General features: G+C 32.2%; 16 protein-coding genes and 2 tRNA genes (1 of these 18 running past the window's edge). 1 reads left to right on the forward strand and 17 read right to left on the reverse strand.

Going from position 1 to position 17748, the window contains the following annotated elements:
• The 14 genes from D6200_RS07815 to D6200_RS07880 all read right to left on the reverse strand — a co-directional run bounded on the left by D6200_RS07815 (position 1) and on the right by D6200_RS07880 (position 14083).
• On the reverse strand, positions 1-576 hold the full coding sequence (locus D6200_RS07815) for an acyltransferase (protein ID WP_047790247.1): 576 nt from the start codon (positions 574-576) through the stop codon (positions 1-3).
• The gene (locus D6200_RS07820) at positions 569-1534 is read right to left on the reverse strand and encodes a Gfo/Idh/MocA family protein (RefSeq protein ID WP_047790248.1); all 966 of its coding nucleotides are present in this window, start codon (positions 1532-1534) and stop codon (positions 569-571) included. Before D6200_RS07820 ends, D6200_RS07815 begins: the two co-directional genes overlap by 8 nt.
• Positions 1535-2806 carry a nucleotide sugar dehydrogenase gene (locus D6200_RS07825; RefSeq protein WP_073184732.1) on the reverse strand — a complete coding sequence of 424 codons (1272 nt, stop codon included), beginning with the start codon at positions 2804-2806 and terminating at the stop codon, positions 1535-1537.
• Positions 2807-2830: 24 nt separating this feature from the next.
• A complete protein-coding gene (locus D6200_RS07830) occupies positions 2831-3946 on the reverse strand; it encodes a Wzz/FepE/Etk N-terminal domain-containing protein (protein WP_047790250.1) in 1116 nt (371 codons plus the stop codon).
• A 12-nt stretch (positions 3947-3958) separates the two neighbouring features.
• Positions 3959-6403, reverse strand: coding sequence for an SLBB domain-containing protein (locus D6200_RS07835; protein WP_125064397.1), 2445 nt, complete (start codon positions 6401-6403; stop codon positions 3959-3961).
• A gap of 232 nt (positions 6404-6635) precedes the next feature.
• Positions 6636-6710: transfer RNA gene (locus D6200_RS07840), tRNA-Val, on the reverse strand.
• 28 nt (positions 6711-6738) lie between these two features.
• A tRNA-Val gene (locus D6200_RS07845) sits at positions 6739-6813 on the reverse strand.
• Between the two features lie 70 nt (positions 6814-6883).
• A complete protein-coding gene (locus D6200_RS07850) occupies positions 6884-8092 on the reverse strand; it encodes a bifunctional folylpolyglutamate synthase/dihydrofolate synthase (protein ID WP_073184734.1) in 1209 nt (402 codons plus the stop codon).
• 22 nt (positions 8093-8114) lie between these two features.
• The gene (locus D6200_RS07855; protein ID WP_047790252.1) at positions 8115-9461 is read right to left on the reverse strand and encodes a UDP-glucose dehydrogenase family protein; all 1347 of its coding nucleotides are present in this window, start codon (positions 9459-9461) and stop codon (positions 8115-8117) included.
• 83 nt (positions 9462-9544) lie between these two features.
• Positions 9545-10363, reverse strand: coding sequence for an energy transducer TonB (locus D6200_RS07860; RefSeq protein WP_073184737.1), 819 nt, complete (start codon positions 10361-10363; stop codon positions 9545-9547).
• Complete coding sequence (locus D6200_RS07865) at positions 10364-10756, reverse strand: ExbD/TolR family protein (protein WP_047790254.1); 393 nt, start codon at positions 10754-10756, stop codon at positions 10364-10366.
• Positions 10756-11439 carry a MotA/TolQ/ExbB proton channel family protein gene (locus tag D6200_RS07870; RefSeq protein WP_047790255.1) on the reverse strand — a complete coding sequence of 228 codons (684 nt, stop codon included), beginning with the start codon at positions 11437-11439 and terminating at the stop codon, positions 10756-10758. Before D6200_RS07870 ends, D6200_RS07865 begins: the two co-directional genes overlap by 1 nt.
• Before the next feature lie 172 nt (positions 11440-11611).
• Positions 11612-12838 (reverse strand): Glu/Leu/Phe/Val dehydrogenase dimerization domain-containing protein, encoded by a 1227-nt coding sequence (locus D6200_RS07875; RefSeq protein ID WP_073184739.1) that lies wholly within the window; start codon positions 12836-12838, stop codon positions 11612-11614.
• A gap of 180 nt (positions 12839-13018) precedes the next feature.
• Entirely contained in the window at positions 13019-14083 is a 1065-nt protein-coding gene (locus D6200_RS07880) for an anhydro-N-acetylmuramic acid kinase (protein ID WP_073184741.1), read from the reverse strand.
• Positions 14084-14175: 92 nt separating this feature from the next.
• On the opposite strand from D6200_RS07880, the gene D6200_RS07885 reads away from it, so the two are divergent.
• On the forward strand, positions 14176-15318 hold the full coding sequence (locus tag D6200_RS07885; protein ID WP_073184744.1) for an acyl-CoA dehydrogenase: 1143 nt from the start codon (positions 14176-14178) through the stop codon (positions 15316-15318).
• A gap of 49 nt (positions 15319-15367) precedes the next feature.
• Here the strand turns inward: D6200_RS07885 and D6200_RS07890 are convergent, their stop codons facing one another.
• The 3 genes in view from D6200_RS07890 to pta are tightly spaced (at most 22 nt apart) and all read right to left on the reverse strand, a layout consistent with a single transcriptional unit that may run on beyond the window.
• Complete coding sequence (locus D6200_RS07890) at positions 15368-16156, reverse strand: tRNA pseudouridine synthase A (RefSeq protein WP_073184746.1); 789 nt, start codon at positions 16154-16156, stop codon at positions 15368-15370.
• A gap of 1 nt (position 16157) precedes the next feature.
• A complete protein-coding gene (locus tag D6200_RS07895) occupies positions 16158-17339 on the reverse strand; it encodes an acetate/propionate family kinase (protein WP_073184748.1) in 1182 nt (393 codons plus the stop codon).
• A gap of 22 nt (positions 17340-17361) precedes the next feature.
• Positions 17362-17748 carry the final stretch of a phosphate acetyltransferase gene (gene pta, locus D6200_RS07900; RefSeq protein ID WP_073184750.1) on the reverse strand. It continues 1707 nt past the right edge of the window, so only the last 387 of its 2094 coding nucleotides appear in the window; the start codon falls outside the window, past its right edge; its stop codon occupies positions 17362-17364.

Below are 17748 nucleotides of genomic sequence, written 5' to 3' on the forward strand. Positions count from 1 at the left end.
CTACTTTTCTTCGATTAACTGATTATCTATAATTCTATATACACTATTATCGAAAGTATCTATCGCTCTATTATCTTTATCAAACTTTAATGTATTTCCTGCTTTACTTACCCAACCTATTTGTTTACCTGGTACACCTACGATTAAAGCGTAAGGTTTTACATCTTTATTAACAACAGCCCCAGACCCCACTAAAGCATACTCACCGATTGTAACTCCACAAATAATTGTTGCGTTTGCGCCTATCGAACAACCTTTCTTTAATAATGTTTTTTTAAACTCTTCTCTTCTGATAATAAAACTTCTTGGATTAACTACATTGGTAAACACCATTGATGGTCCAAGAAAAACATCATCTTCTACTTCAACTCCTTCATAGATAGAGATATTGTTTTGTACTTTTACGCCATTACCTACCTTGACATTAGGGCCAATCACGCAATTTTGTCCGAAAGAACAATTCTCTCCTATTTTGCTTTTCGATAAAACATGACTAAAATGCCATATCTTAGTATTATCTCCTATACTAACATCTTTATCTATGAAAGAAGACTCATGTACAAAATATTTAGCCATTTATAACTTTTTTACAAAATGGATGATACTCCCCTTTTAATCCTATTGGATCTAAGTTTCGAATTGTGGATACTGTACTAATAGACCCATAAGCTTCATCTAAACCAAAACCGTTTCCTTTCAAGATTTCCTCATAACTACGAGTATGTAAATCAGTAAAACCTCCACTAAACTCTATCTCTTCTCCGTCAACAGTTATTGATCGATAAGTACGTAAACCTTTCATTTTAACATCTTCTGGAATATAATCGTAGTTTACAGATAAAAACCATCTTACATTTGCATTTTTAAGCCTAAAACTTCCTGCATTTGCATCTGCCTCTTTTAAATGAACCGTATTTTCTTGTACTTCACCAAAAATCCAACATAACATATCATAAAAATGTACTCCGATATTAGATGCAATACCTCCAGATTTAGATTCGTCACCTTTCCATGAAACAAAATACCATTTTCCTCTAGAAGTTAAATATGTTAAATCTATGTCATATACCTTGTTTGGGTTTAATTCCAACTCCTTAGTTACTTTTTCTTTTAAAGCTATTATTGAAGGGTGTAACCTTAATTGAAGTATGTTATAAACTTTTTTACCCGATTCTTTTTCTATAATTTTTAATTGATCTATATTCCATGGATTCAATACAAGAGGTTTTTCAGAAATAGCATCTGCCCCATTTTTTAAGGCAAACCTGATATGAGAATCATGTAAATAATTAGGAGAACAAATTGAAATATAATCTATTCTTTTTCCTGTATTATCTCTATGCCATTTATCAACAAACCTATCAAATCTTTCAAACTCGGTGAAAAAATTTGCCTCAGGAAAGTTACTATCCATAACCCCTATACCATCATAGGGATCTAACGCTGCTATCAAATTATTTCCAGTTTCTTTAATCGCCTTCATGTGTCTTGGGGCAATATATCCTGAAGCCCCTATTAGTGCAAAATTTTTCATTTATAATCTCCAATTTGGATTTTTTACAATTCCTTTTATATCCATAATAACAGGTACATTTTTTGATATTTTCTTATAATCATTTTCAGTTAACTCTTTAAACTGTTTGTGAGCAACTGCTACAATTATAGAATCATATTTTTTTGTTGAATTAAAAGGGTTATCAATTACTCCGTGTTTATAACTACTATAATCTCCATTTGGATCTACCCATGGATCATATACGTCAACATTACAGCCAAATGTCTTTAACTCTTCAATAATATCTACAACTTTTGTATTTCTCATATCTGGACAATCTTCTTTAAAAGTTACTCCTAGAATTAGTACGTCTGATTTATTGATCTTTTTGTCATTAGCTATCATTACTTTTACCGTATTCTCGGCAATATATTTCCCCATTCCATTATTTATCTGTCTAGCACCTAGTATAAGATTAGGTTTGTATCCTAACTCTTCAGCTTTAAAAGTTAAATAATAAGGATCAACACCTATACAATGCCCTCCAACAAGGCCTGGTGATAATTTAATAAAGTTCCATTTTGTTGCGGCCGCTTCTAAAACTTCATTTGTATCAATATCCATTGCATCAAAAATTAATGCTAATTCATTAATTAAAGCTATGTTTACATCTCTTTGTGTATTTTCTATGACTTTACTTGCTTCGGCAACTTTAATACTTGATGCCTTATGAGTTCCAGCAACAATTATTGATTTGTACAATTCATCAACTTCATTTGCGACCTCAGGTGTTGAACCAGAAGTTACTTTAAGAATTTTTGTTACTGTGTGTTCTTTATCTCCTGGGTTAATTCTCTCAGGGCTATAACCGCAGAAGAAATCTTTATTAAATTTTAATTTTGAATTCTTTTCTAACTCAGGAACACATACCTCTTCTGTCACTCCAGGATATACTGTGGATTCGTAGATAACAATGTCTCCCTTTTTTAAAACACTAGCTACTAATTTAGAAGAATCTATCAAAGGGGTTAAGTTAGGGCGATTGTTAGTATCTATGGGCGTAGGAACCGTTACTATAAAAACTGTACAATCTTCAGCCTCCTTTAAATCCGCTGTATATTTTATATAACTTTTAACATCATCTAACTGATTTTTTTCTATTTCCTGGGTTCTGTCATAACCTGTATTTAATTCTTCTATCCTCCTATCATTAATATCAAAACCAACAACACTATATTTCTTTGCTGCAAATGCATGCGCTAAAGGTAATCCTACATAACCAAGCCCAACTATACATATTTTTCTACTCATTTTTAATTATTTATAAGTTCTACACTAGCTTTTTTCAAAACTTACACTTTTCAATCTATATTTAAGGGAATTAAAAAAAACTTTTATAAAAAGAGTCAACACCCCCATAATGAAACCTATAAAAGTCCATATAACTATTATGAAAAGCCTTTTTGGTTTTGATTTTATTACAGGTACGCTTACTGGTTCTATCACTGTAAAAACAGGAGTATCTTCTTTCAACTTAATTTTTTGAGTCTCTAGTTGTTTTGCTAATTCAGAATATACTTCGTATGCTAGGTTATAATCCGATTGTAATCTTTCTAAACGTGATTGAGAACGGGATAGTATCAAACCTTGATTTTTATCTCTAAAACTAGCCAATATAGATTGTTTCCTTACAAAGTCTTTCTTAACTTCCTTGTATCGCTCTTCTATAAACTTATATTGTTCTCTAGCTTTTTGTATTTTGAACTCTGTTATAGCCTTTTGTAAAAGTTCTTGAGTTTTTTTTGTCATTTGTGCTGCTGGTAATGCTTCAGGCATTGAGAATGATATTTTAACAAAACCTTCTTTATCATTAACATCTAAAACAAATTGACTTTGTAATAAATCAAATAGTTTTTTTTCCTCTATTGACATTACATATATAGAATCTTGTACCTCGCTCTGCTGCGGCAATGTACTTCTTCCCTTTTTAAATAAACCTAGTATTTTCCCTGGTAATCCAACAGTGTATTCCTTAATAGCAGATAATAAATTAAATTTTTGATAATCTGTGTAATATTCTTTATAGGTAATTTCTTTTTCCAGACTAGAAAAATTCAAAGGCGCCTCTAAAAGTGCTTTTTGAAAAGGAATACTTTGAACCACTTTAGGGTATAGACTAGGTGGAATACCTTCCGAACTACCACCTCCTAAATTAATTCCTGCAATTGCTGCCAATCCACCTAAACTACCTCCTACTTTGTTATTCGAGCTCTGTGGTAACACAATTGTTGTCGCCGTATATTCTTTACCTGAAAAAACGGCTATAAACAAACCTATTAGTACAAAAACTATAAGAAATTTGACAACCGTTCTTCGTCCTTCCCAGATAGTTTTAAATATATCTAATAAATCTATTTCATCATTAGAAGTATATTTAGTTTTACTTTCCATAGTTTACTATAGTTATTTCTCCGTTAATGTTTTTACCAATACTCCTAATGTTGCTAACCCTGTAGTTATAGCTATTACTTGTTGGGTTGTAACTTTATTTGTTACCTCAGGTTTTTTAGGTACTAAAATAACTGCACCTGGTTTTACATCTGGATATGATTTAAAGAACAAAAACTTTTTTGTTGTTCTAATATCTCCGTTTGCATACACTATATATGCTCTACTCTTTTTCGCATTTTCAGAAAAACCTCCAGAGTTTTCTATATAATGTTTAAATGATTTCCCTTTTTCATATCTCACCAATGATGGTGACAACACCTCTCCTTCAACCTTCACCGTTTGTCTTTCAGAAGGGATAAATAACTCGTCTCCTTCTTCTAAAATTATATCATACTTTGATTTTTTCCCTCCTGAGGCTAATATTTTTTGTAACTCTATTCCTATTTTAAAATCTTTTTTCTTCTGTATACGTTCTTCAACATTGCTAGCTAACGAATCTCTTTGTGCAAAATCAGCTATAAAAACTGACTGTTTTTCATCTTCCTCTTCGTTATTTTTTCTAGTTAAAAAAGCTCCTTCTACATAAGCATACTTTGTTAAACCTCCAGCTTGTTCTATTAAATCAGAAATTCTTTGGTTTTTTTGACCAATTGAATACTCTCCTTCAAAATTAACTTCACCAGTAATAGTTACTCTTTTTTGTTCTGTATACCCTTTTAAGTATCTTACAGAAACAATATCAAACGGTTTTAGCACAAAATTATCTAAATGATCAGTACCTAGATTTTTACTTGCACTTAAATCAAAATTTTCACTAACCGTTTCAAAACTTCCATCTTTCAGTCTTCTAGATACATCAATCATACTTGCATCCGCCCCATCTTTCAATCCTCCCGCCAATACTATTAAATCCTCAACACGCATTCCTTTCATATAGTCAAACTCTCCTTCTTTATTCACTGCTCCATTAATAGTAATAAACTCTTTTTCTTTCAACTCCTCTTTCGTAAAAATGTAAATACTATCACTTTCCTTTAAGAGTATATGTTCTTTATTTTCCATTGCCTTTCTTGGAGAGAAAGATAGCGTTTCCTTATTACTCTTATCATGTGTTCTTACAATAATACCTCTATCTAAAAAGGCTTCTTTGGTTACCCCTTCAGCTTTTAGCAACAAGTTAGAAGCAGTCATTCCTTCTTTATATTCGTAGTTACCAGGCTGAAAAACAGCCCCACCAATACTAACTCTATTCAAAAACTCGTCTACTATTTCATTTACTTTGATATAATCTCCGTCTTTTATTTTAACTAAATCAAAATTATCTTTTGAAACCTCTACAATCTCTTTTTGAACCCCTTTAATTCTCTCTATAACAACTTTTTGTTTATATGCATTTGAAGTGAAACCACTACAATAATTTAATAAGTCTTTTACACTTTCTTCAGTTTTCATCTCAAAAATACCTGGTCTTTTAACGGCCCCTTCAATAGTAATTTTACTTTCATAAGGTTTTACTATTATAACATCTTGATCTTGAACCGTTATGTTTCCTTCTTCTGAACCATTTACTAAAAACTGATAAAAATCAAAATCAGCTTCCTTCACTCCTCTCCTAAAAAGCTGGATCCTTCTGAAAGTACCATTCTTTGTTGGCCCTCCTGCTGCATATAAAGCATTTAATACTGTGGATAAAGCACTAATTGAATATGACCCTGGGACCTTCACTTCTCCTACAATATTCACTTGAACATTTCTTACTTCTTTTATAGAAACAGCTATATTTACTTTATTATAACTACCAGAAGAAGCTCCTATTCCTGCATAGATTCTTTTTAGGTAGTTTTTTATTTTAGATTTTGCAGCACTAACTGGTAATCCTATTAATTGAATATAACCAACACCTTCTACATTTATTGCTCCTTGTTTGTTTACTTTTTTCTCATAATTTACCTCTGCAGCACCCCAAAGATCAATTGAAACTACATCTCCCGCTCCTATTATATAATTCTCTGGTGTAGCTATATTTAAATTTGGTGTAAACGAAATATTAGGATTATTAAAAAAGTCATATCCGAAGAGTTCTTCTTTTTTTTCTTCCTTTTTTTCTTCTTCTCCTGTTAACCCAAAAAGAAGTTGAGTACTATCTACTTCTTCTTGTAGTTCTTCTTCATTTTCCTCTTTTTTATTTAATGGTTTACTTTTAAGCGTCTCTATTCTTGCTCTAAGCTTTTGAGCTTGTAATTCGGACATTCCTCTTGTTTTTGCTATTGCTAAAGCCTGATCTAGAGTATATCCTTCTTCTTTTATTTTTTCCCAGTACTTAGCTACTTGTTCATCAGATAAATCATCAATTTGTATTTGACTGATTTGATTTTGAATTTCTTGAGCTTTCATTTCAGTATTAGCTAATACCAAAAAAGCAACAAAAACCACCTGTAATAAAACCTTAATCTTCAATGTTCTTTTTTTTACAATTAATATTTTTTACTTCCAACTACTAGTTAACCTTCTATCCTTTACATTTACTTCTCTACCCATTATCACTTACACTCCTAAAGACCCCTTATCTAAGCTTCTTTACCTAGCCAATAGTAACTGTACATTTTTCAAGTTCACAAAACTACGAAAAATTGCATGAACAAAAGACTACAAAACAAAAAAGTCTCACCTAAAAAGATGAGACTTTCAGTGGGCGCGAAGGGATTCGAACCCCTGACCCCTTGGGTGTAAACCAAGTGCTCTGAACCAACTGAGCTACGCGCCCGTTTGCAATTAAACTTTTGTAAGAGTTGTGGGCGCGAAGGGATTCGAACCCCTGACCCCTTGGGTGTAAACCAAGTGCTCTGAACCAACTGAGCTACGCGCCCTTACTTGTTAATTGCGGGTGCAAATATATAACAGTTTTAGAGATTAACAATATTTTTTTTACATTTTTTTCTATAAAATTTCTGCCACTACAAATGTACTTCCTCCAACATAGATTACATCTTCTTTAGAGGCATTTACTCTTGCTTTCTCAAGTGACTGACTCACAGAGCAAAACACCTCTCCCATCAATCCAAACTCACTTGCTTCCTCTTTTAATTTATCTACTGGCAACCCGCGAGGAATATTTGGTTTACAGAAATAATATTTTGCTTTTTCAGGAAACATTGGTAAAATTTCACTCAAATCCTTGTCTGAAACAACACCTAAAACAATATGTAATTGCTTATAATTTTCTTTTTTTAATTGTTCCAATGTATAAAACAATCCTTCTTTATTATGTGCTGTATCACAAATCACTTTTGGTTTTTCTTGCAACACCTGCCAACGTCCTTTTAAGTTGGTGTTTTTTACCACATTTAACAATCCGTTTTTAATATTTTCTTCAGAAACTTCAAATTCTTTTAATTGCTGAATCGTAGTTATCGCCGTCGTTACATTGTGTTTTTGGTATTCACCTAATAAATCAGTCGTATAATTTTGCTTTTTATCAGATGCAAAAACAATTGAGGTATTACATTCTTTCGCTTTAGTAATAAAAACTTTTTCTGTTTCTTTTTGACGTTCACCTATAACAACTGGAATATTTTTTTTAATTATTCCTGCTTTTTCAAATGCTATTTCGGGTAATGTTTCTCCTAAAAACTGAGTATGATCCAGTCCTATATTGGTTATTACCGAAACTTCTGGCATAATAATATTTGTCGAATCTAACCTTCCTCCCAAACCTACTTCAATAACCGCAATATCTACTTTTTGATTCGCAAATTCTTCAAATGCCATTCCTACCGTCATTTCAAAAAAAGATAACCCTTGTTTTTCTAAAAAGACTTTATTCTTTTCTATAAACTTAACCACAGAATCTCTTGAAATTTCTTTTCCATTGATTCGAATTCGTTCAGTAAAGTTTTTTAAATGAGGTGAAGTATACAATCCTACTTTATAACCTGCTTCTTGTAATATAGAAGCTACCATGTGACTAGTAGATCCCTTGCCATTCGTTCCTCCTACATGAATGGTTTTAAACTTTTCTTGTGGATTATCTAACTCATCACACAATGCTATGATATTAGTTAAATCTTTTTTTAATGCTGTTTGTCCCTGACGTTGATACATTGGTAACTGAGCAAACATCCAATCTAATACTTGTTGATAAGTCATTTAATAAAAAAATAAATTATATCTAATAAACATCTATTCTGGCGCTACTTTTTCCTATTTGATAATATTCAAACCCTCTTTCTTCTAGATTATAACTATTATATTGGTTTCTTCCATCGAAAATAACTGGTTTATTTAATTGTTTTTCGATTTCTGAAAAGTCAGGAGAACGAAACTCTTTCCATTCTGTTAACAGAATTAATGCTTCTGCATTAGTTAAAACTTCATACTTCGTTTTCTTATACACTATATTGTCAACATTTCTTAGGTAAAATGCTTTTGCCTCATCCATAGCCTTTGGATCATAAACCTGGATCTTTGCCCCCCTTTTCACTAACTCCTTTATCACATATATTGCTGGAGCCTCACGCATATCATCGGTTCCTGGTTTGAATGCGAGCCCCCAAAGCCCAAAGATTTTACCTGTTAAATCCTCTCCAAATCTTTTGATTATTTTTTCAGCAATTACAAGCTTTTGACGGTTATTTACATCTTCAACTGATTTAATTAACTGTGCTTCATAACCATTATCTTCTGCAATTTTTTTTAAAGCTTTCACATCCTTTGGAAAACAAGACCCTCCGTATCCTGCTCCAGGATAAATAAAACTATATCCTATTCTTGAATCAGAACCAATACCTACTCTCACATTATTTACATCCGCCCCAACCAATTCACAAATATTTGCAATTTCATTCATAAAAGATATTTTAGTAGCTAGCATCACATTAGCCGCATACTTTGTCATTTCAGCAGAGCGAACATCCATTGTTATAAAACGATCATGTGTTCTAAAAAATGAACTATATAATTCTTTCATTTTTTTCAGTGCGTATTCAGATTCAGCTCCTATTACCACTCTATCTGGCTTCATAAAATCATTAATGGCATCTCCTTCTTTTAAAAATTCGGGATTTGACACCACTTCAAAATCAATAGTTAATTTTCTTTTATCAAGCTCTTCTTTAATCCTCGATTTTACTTTCTCAGCTGTTCCTACTGGCACGGTAGATTTATTAACAATAATTAATTTTTTTTTCATTTTCTGACCAACCTCTTTAGCCACTGTCAATACATCTTGTAAATTAGCAGAACCATCCTTATCCATTGGAGTATCTACTGCTATAAAAATAATTTCAGACTCATTAATTACTTCTTCTAACTTCGTGGTAAAAAACAAGTTTTTATTATTTACATTCTTCAGTACCATCTTTTCTAACCCTGGTTCGTAGATAGGAATAATTCCTTGGTGAAGTTTGTTTATTTTTTCTTGGTCTATGTCTACACAGGTTACTTTATTACCCATTTCTGAGAAACAAGTTCCTGATACCAACCCTACATATCCTGTTCCAATAACAGTTAATTTCATGTATTTATATTTGTTAATTCTTCAATAATTGTAATATATACTTATTGAAGAGCTATTCTTTTTAATTATTCTGCAAAGGTATGTTATTTTGAAAGAGAAAACTTGTAGATAACTGTTCCTCGTTGTTTTGATGGTGCATTTCCATCTGCATTCCATTTTGTTTTTAATGCTGCTTTTTTTGCTGCATCGTATAAACATGATGCTGAATTTGTAGTTCCTTTAGCTCCTGGAGTTGCTTTAATTACTTTTCCATTTCGATCAACCTCAATACTTACAACTACCGTACCCTCTTCTTGACAGTCTGGTTTTTGAATAGGTTTTGACAAAGCTTTTCTTCCTGCTAGGTTATAATTACCTCCTGAACCACTTCCTGAATTCCCGTAATATTTATCTGAATTTGGGTCTCCATTTTCATTTCCTTTTACACCAGATTTTTTATCATCTCCTTCGCCAGAATTCGCTCCATCTTTTGATGTTCCATTTAACAAACTATTTAAAGCATCAGTTGTTTCTTTTGATGGCTTAGGCTTCTTTTTTTCTTTAGGCTTTTCTTCTTTGGAAGTTTCTTTTACAGCTTCTTTCTTTTCAACCTTTTTTTCAACCACTGGAACTTCTTCAGCAGTATCATTTGTAATAATTTCTTCTTTTATTGTTTCCTCTGGGGTTTCTTCTACTTGCTCTTCAACAACCTCTTCTTGTTGTGATGTTGCTTGTGCTTTAGTTTTTTCAACAGGCTCTCCACTTCCTACTTCAGAGGTACCAAAATTAATCGCTAGACCATATTCAATAGGTGGATCGAGATATTTCATTCCGTAATTGAGTATTCCAATAACAAATAATATCAGAATAATTACTGTAATAATAGCTGATTTACGTTTATGTTGAGTATCTAAAACTGTCATTTATTTACCTTTAACAGCTAAAATCATTTTTAACTTGTTTCTATTCGCAATATCAATCACCTGCATTACATTTTTATACTGCACATTTTGATCACCACGAATAACCACTGTTTTCTTTTTATCTACGCCTACCTTAGTTAACAACTCTCTTTCTAAATTTACGTTACTAACTTTTGTTTTATCTATGTAAAACAACGCATCGTTAGTTATAGTTACCGCTACTGATGTATTATTCTCTGTTTTACCTCCAGCTTTAGGCAACAAGACATCAATGGCACTTACTGTAACCAATGTTGATGTTAACATAAAAAATATCAACAACAAAAAAACAATATCAGTCATTGATGACATATTGAAGTTTGGATTGACTTTATTTCTTCCTCGTAAATTCATTATACTGGCTCGTTTAGTAAGTCTAAAAACTCAACAGATTTTGCTTCCATTTGATAAACAACCTTATCGGTACGTACTACCAAATGATTGTAAGCGATATATGCAATAATTCCTACAATTAACCCAGCAACTGTCGTTGTCATTGCTGTATATAAACCATCCGATAGCATTTTAATATCTATTTGCCCTCCTGAATTTGCTATTTCATGAATCGCAACAATCATTCCAATTACAGTTCCTAAAAAACCTATCATTGGAGCAGCTCCTGCTATTGTTGCTAATACTGACACATTTCTTTCTAGCTTGTAAACCTCTAGTTTTCCTGCATTTTCTATTGCAGTATTAATATCTTCCAAAGGTTTTCCTATTCTAGATATCCCTTTCCCTATTAATCTGGCCGTTGGCGTAACTGTATTATCACAAAGTGATTTAGCACTATCTATTCTTCCGTTCGTTACATGATCTCTAATTTGATCCATGAAATTAACATCTACTTTTGATGCTTCTTTAATAGCAAAAAAACGTTCAAAATAAATGTAAAGAGCCACGGCTAACAACACGAATAACAAAGCGATAATAATTTGACCGCCTACACCTCCATCCATAATTAAATTATAGATTGATAACGTTTTTTCTTGAGGTACTTCTTCTACCAACTCCTGAGTTTCTTGAAATAATAGCATGAATACTAAATTAGAATTTATATTATGTTTTCGCTATTTAACTAACGATTTCTTTTACTTAAAATTGTTTGATGTAAAAAGTCTTCCCTACTTTTAACAATGAAGGAAGACTTTTACTTTTATTATGTTTAATTACTTAATAACAGTATTTCTGAAGTCATAAAAAAGAACTTTATACCAGTTCTTTTAATGCTATTTCAAAAGCTGTTTCACTTATTTGAGTTTTTGCAGCACTTTTAGCATGTGTCCTTTGTAAGGCTTTTTTAATAGTATTTGATGTATCTTCAAAAATAGCTTGATCTGTCATTTCTACTCTTCGCTCCATAAAGTATGCAAATACTCTTGCCATACCACAGTTTGAAATAAAGTCTGGAATCAAACTCACTTTTTTATCAGTATCTTCCATAATAGATCCAAAGAAAATTTCTTTATCTGCAAATGGAACATTTGCTCCACAAGAAATAACTTCTAATCCTGAATTTATCATCTGGTTAATTTGCTCTTGATTAACTAACCTTGAAGCTGCACACGGTGCGAAAACTTCACAAGGAAGATTCCAAACACGCTCATTCATCTCTTCAAAAGGAATCATGTTTTCAGATACTAACGTATTCCCATCTTTATTTAAAAACATTTCTTGAATTTCTTCAAAAGAGAATCCTTCTTCTTTAATAACTCCTCCAACACGATCAATAATTCCTACTACTTTAGCTCCCATTTGTGCTAAATAATACGCTGCGGCTGAACCCACATTACCAAAACCTTGTACTACAGCACGCTTTCCTTCTACTGTTCCTCCATAAATATCGTAGTAATGACGAACTGCTTCCGCAACTCCATATCCAGTAATCATGTCAGCTACTGTATATTTTCTGGCTACGCTTGGTGATAAACTTTCATCTTCTAACACTTTAATAACTCCATGACGTAACTGACCAATACGGTTAATTTTATCTGCTTCGGTAGGCTTGAAATGTCCATTAAAAACTCCCTCTTGCGGATGCCAAACTCCACTATCTTCTGTAATCGGAATTACTTCATGGATTTCATCAACGTTTAAATCTCCTCCTGTTCCATAATAGTTTTTTAATAATGGTGCAACAGCTTTATACCAACGCTCTAAAACTCCTTTTTTACGAGGATCTTGTGGATCAAAATTAATTCCTGATTTTGCTCCTCCAATTGCTGGCCCCGATACCGTAAATTTCACTTCCATAGTTTTAGCAAGTGACATTACTTCATATTTATCTAATCCTTTACGCATACGTGTACCACCACCAGCAGCACCTCCTCTTAATGAATTAATAACTGTCCAACCTTCTGCTTCTGTTTCAGGGTCTTTCCAATTAAATACTATTTCTGGTTGCTTTTCTTCGTATTGCTTTAATAATTCTTTCATTGTTTAATGTTATAATAGATGATTTTCAACTTTACTTGTTTCTTTTTCATGTTCAAAAAATTCGTTGTAATTATTCCCCTGTGGGGAAGCTAAAGTTGATTCATTATACTATAGGTTTTAGTGTGTAGTTGTTACCGAACAAATTTATCATAAAAAACAACATTACTCAAATACTTTAAATTATTTCTGCGGATAAAAAATATTACCTGAAGAATGATCCTTCTTTGCCCCAGTAACTGACTGTAAACAGTTTACTTTGTTTTGGGTCTTTAGCACTCCTAACAACGCAAAAATCAAAGCTTCTTTGTAATCAATGAGTTCTGTACTTACTTGTTTTATTTTTGTCTGTGCAAAAAACTCTATTCTCTTCATTAAAAACGTATTGAACGCTCCTCCTCCTGTTACTAAAATAGTAGCATCATTTTTAACAACATTACCTATTTGCATCGCTACATGTTCTACAAAAGTTCTTAGAATAGTTGATATATCTGCTTCCTCTTTATCTATTAAAGGAAAAATAGTTGACTGTACCCATTCTAATCCTAGAGATTTTGGAGGAATATCTTGATAAAAGGAAAGCTCGTTCAATCGTCTTAATAATCCCATATTAATTTTCCCTTCTGAGGCTATTTCCCCTTCATTATCATACTCTAAGTCTATTTTACGTGTGTAATGGTTCAGTACAATATTCACAGGACAAATATCAAAAGCTATTCTTTGTTTATTTTCTTCATAAGAGATATTAGCAAAACCTCCTAAGTTTAAACAGTAATCATAATCAGTAAATAATAGTCTATCTCCAATAGGCACTAAAGGAGCTCCTTGTCCACCTAACGTTACATCTTGAGTTCTAAAATCACATACTACTTTTTGCTGAGTAACATTTGCTATGACTTGTCCATTTCCTATTTGTAAGGTAATTCCGTTTTCTGGTTGATGCAAAACTGTATGCCCGTGAGACGCTATAAAATTTAATTTAGAAATACGGTGTTCTCTTATAAAATTATTCAATATACTCCCCAAAAATTCACCATAATCAACATCTAAAATTTGTAAATCTTTCTCATCGTAATTTATAGCTTCTTGCAGTTTTTTCTTCCATTCATTAGAATATGATACTGTCTCTGCCTGTATAATTCTAAAATCTTCGTATAAATTTTCATGCATTTTTATATATGCCAAATCTATTCCATCTAAAGAAGTTCCTGACATTAATCCAATACAATAAATATAGTTGTCTTGCATAAAGTAAAAATAACAAGTCTATTGAAAAATTGCTATTAAAAAAGTATCTTTGAACACATTTTTTACGAATTTAACAAAATATAAAATAGATAATGGATTTTAACCTTACAGAAGAGCATTTAATGATTCGTGATGCTGCACGTGATTTTGCTCAAACCGAATTATTGCCAGGAGTTATAGAAAGAGATGAAAAACAAGAGTTTCCTAATGAACTAGTTCGCAAAATGGGTGAGTTAGGATTTATGGGAGTAATGGTAGATCCTAAATATGGAGGAAGTGGAATGGATGCTGTTTCTTACGTATTAATTATGGAAGAATTATCAAAAATTGATGCTTCTGCTTCAGTAATGGTTTCTGTAAACAATTCATTAGTATGTTATGGTTTAGAAGCTTATGGTACTGAAGAACAAAAACAAAAATATTTAACAAAATTAGCTACTGGTGAGCAAATAGGTGCGTTTTGTTTAAGTGAACCAGAAGCTGGTTCTGATGCTACTTCACAAGCAACTACCGCTGAAGACAAAGGAGATTACTATTTATTAAATGGTACTAAAAACTGGATTACTAACGGTGGACGTGCTGATACTTATTTAGTAATCGCTCAAACAGATAGAGCTAAAGGTCATAGAGGAATCAATGCTTTTATTGTTGAAAAAGGTATGGAAGGTTTCCACGTTGGACCTAAAGAAGATAAACTAGGAATCCGTGGTTCTGATACTCACACGTTACAATTTAACGATGTAAAAGTTCCTAAAGAAAACCGCATTGGTGAAGACGGATTTGGATTCAAATTTGCCATGAAAACTTTATCTGGTGGACGTATTGGTATTGCTGCTCAAGCATTAGGTATTGCTTCAGGAGCTTATGAATTAGCTTTAAAATACTCTAAAGAGCGTAAAGCTTTTGGTACTGAAATTTGCAATCACCAAGCTATCGCTTTCAAATTAGCTGATATGTATACAGAAATTGCTGCGGCTCGTCACTTAGTAATGGCTGCTGCTTGCAAAAAAGATGCTGGTGAAAACTATGATCGTGAAGGTGCTATGGCAAAATTATATGCTTCTAAAGTAGCAATGGAACAAACTGTTGAAGCTGTTCAAATTCATGGAGGTAATGGTTTCGTAAAAGAATACCATGTAGAGCGTTTAATGCGTGATGCTAAAATTACTCAAATTTATGAAGGAACTTCAGAAATTCAGAAAATTGTAATCTCAAGAAGTTTAATTAGAGATTAACTCTAATTAAACATATTTTGTAAAAATAAAGCTTGTCAATTGACAAGCTTTATTTTTTAAATTCTACTTTATGTAAATGTAGTCCAGAAGCTGGTGCGATGGTTTTCATAAAGTCTATATCACTATTTTCAGGACTCAAACTTTTTTTGATGAACTCTAAATCATAATTTCCTTTTCCTAATTCAGCTAAAGCTCCCATAATCAAACGAATTTGATTCCGTAAAAACCCACTCCCTCTAATAACCAACACAAAACTTTTCTCCGGAAAAAAAGAAGCGGATAATTCCGTATTTTCTTCTATTTTACATACATCAATACTACGCGCTACTTTGGTTTCTGCTGATGGTTTGGTGCAATAATGTTTAAAATTATGAAAACCTTCAAACAACTGTGCACCTTCTTTCATCAATTCAACATCTAATTCATCTAAATACCCCGTTAAAAAAGGAGCGCAGTAGGGATGATTTTTCTCTCCAAAGGAAAAATAATAACGATACTCTTTTACTTTAGGATGCTGAATGATATTAAACTCTTCATCGTGAAGTTGCTCTACAGCTAACACTCGAATATCAGAAGGTGAATTGCGATTAAAATCTTCAATAAAAAAAGATTCGTCTAATTTTTCATCAATAAACAACTGAAAACAATAGTCAGTCGATGAAACTTTTGCATCCGTTCTCCCAACTCCTACTGACTTGCAACGAATTCCTTTACACACAAACTTTAATGTCTTGTCAACAAAAAAATGAACTGTTTTTAAATTAGGTTGTTTTTGCCAACCGTGTAAACGAAACCCTAAATATTGAAACCGTACTAAATAAGAGTAGTTATAATTCATATTATAATAATTCGTACGCTTGCTTTGCTATTTCTAACTCTTCATTAGTTGGAATTACTAGCACTTTTACTTTTGAAGTTTCTTTATTTATCTCCCTTATTTGTTTAGATCTAATAACATTTTTTTCATCATCTAATTCAATTCCGAAATATTCCATATTAGTACAGGCTAACTTTCTAATTACATAAGAATTTTCTCCAATACCCGCTGTGAAAACAACTGCATCTAAACCGTTCATTACCGCAACATACGAACCTATATATTTTTTAATTCTATAAGCATTAATTTCCAAGGCTAATTGACATTTTTTATTACCCTTGGCAGCAGCAGCTTCAATATCTCGTAAATCACTAAACCCTGTTAAACCCAACATTCCACTTTCTTTTTGCAACATGTTATTAACATCATTAATATCATATCCCAAATTATTTGTTAGATAAAAAATTAAAGAATGGTCAATATCACCAGATCTTGTTCCCATAATTAAACCTGTTACAGGACTAAAACCTAAACTATGGTCAATACTTTTTCCATTTTCAACCGCAGTAATACTACATCCGTTTCCTAAATGAATCGTAATAATTTTTGAATGTTTTTTTTGAAGATACTCATTTGCTTTTTCTGACACATATTTATGACTTGTTCCATGAAAACCGTACAAACGTATTCCATACTCTTCTAATAATTTAGTAGGTATTGCGTATTTATACGCTTCAACCGGTATGGTTTGGTGAAATGCTGTATCAAAAACCGCTACTTGTTGTGCATCTTTAAAAATAGACTCAGAAACCTTAATCCCTTCCAAGTTTGCAGGATTGTGTAAAGGTGCTAATGAAAATAACGATTCTATTTTCTTTTTAACCTCTTCAGTTACTATAGCCGTTTTTGTAAAAGTACTTCCACCATGCACTACTCTGTGCCCAACAACTTTAATTTCATCTGTAGAAGAAATTACTCCTACTTTTTTATCCAATAATAAATCAACAACCTTTTCTAAACCAGATTTATGGTTTGCGATAATTACTTCTTTTTCTACTTTTATATTGTTAGATTTATAGTGAACTTTTCCAAGTTCTAAACCAATTCTTTCTATCAACCCTGAACAAAGTACTTCTTGCTGAGGCATTTGAAATAATTGATATTTTATTGAGGAACTTCCTGAATTTATGACTAAAACTTTCATCTATTTTTTATTAATAAACAAGCTATTCTTGTGCTTGAATTGCAGTTAAAATTACGGTATTAAAAATATCATCAACGGTACAACCTCTACTTAAATCATTTACAGGTTTATTTAGCCCTTGCAACATTGGTCCAATAGCCAAAGCTCCTGTTTCTCGCTGTACTGCCTTATAAGTATTATTTCCTGTATTCAAATCAGGAAAGATTAACACATTGGCTTGCCCCGCTACTTCCGAATTTGGTAATTTCTTTTTTCCTACGGAAGGATCAACTGCTGCATCATACTGAATTGGTCCTTCTACTTTTAAGTCTGGACGTTTTTCCTTCACAATTTCAGTAGCTCTTCTAACAGTATCTACATCTTCTCCTTTACCTGAAGCACCTGATGAATATGATAACATCGCTATTTT

The sequence above is a fragment of the Tenacibaculum mesophilum genome (assembly GCF_003867075.1).
GTDB classification, from domain to species: domain Bacteria; phylum Bacteroidota; class Bacteroidia; order Flavobacteriales; family Flavobacteriaceae; genus Polaribacter; species Polaribacter mesophilus.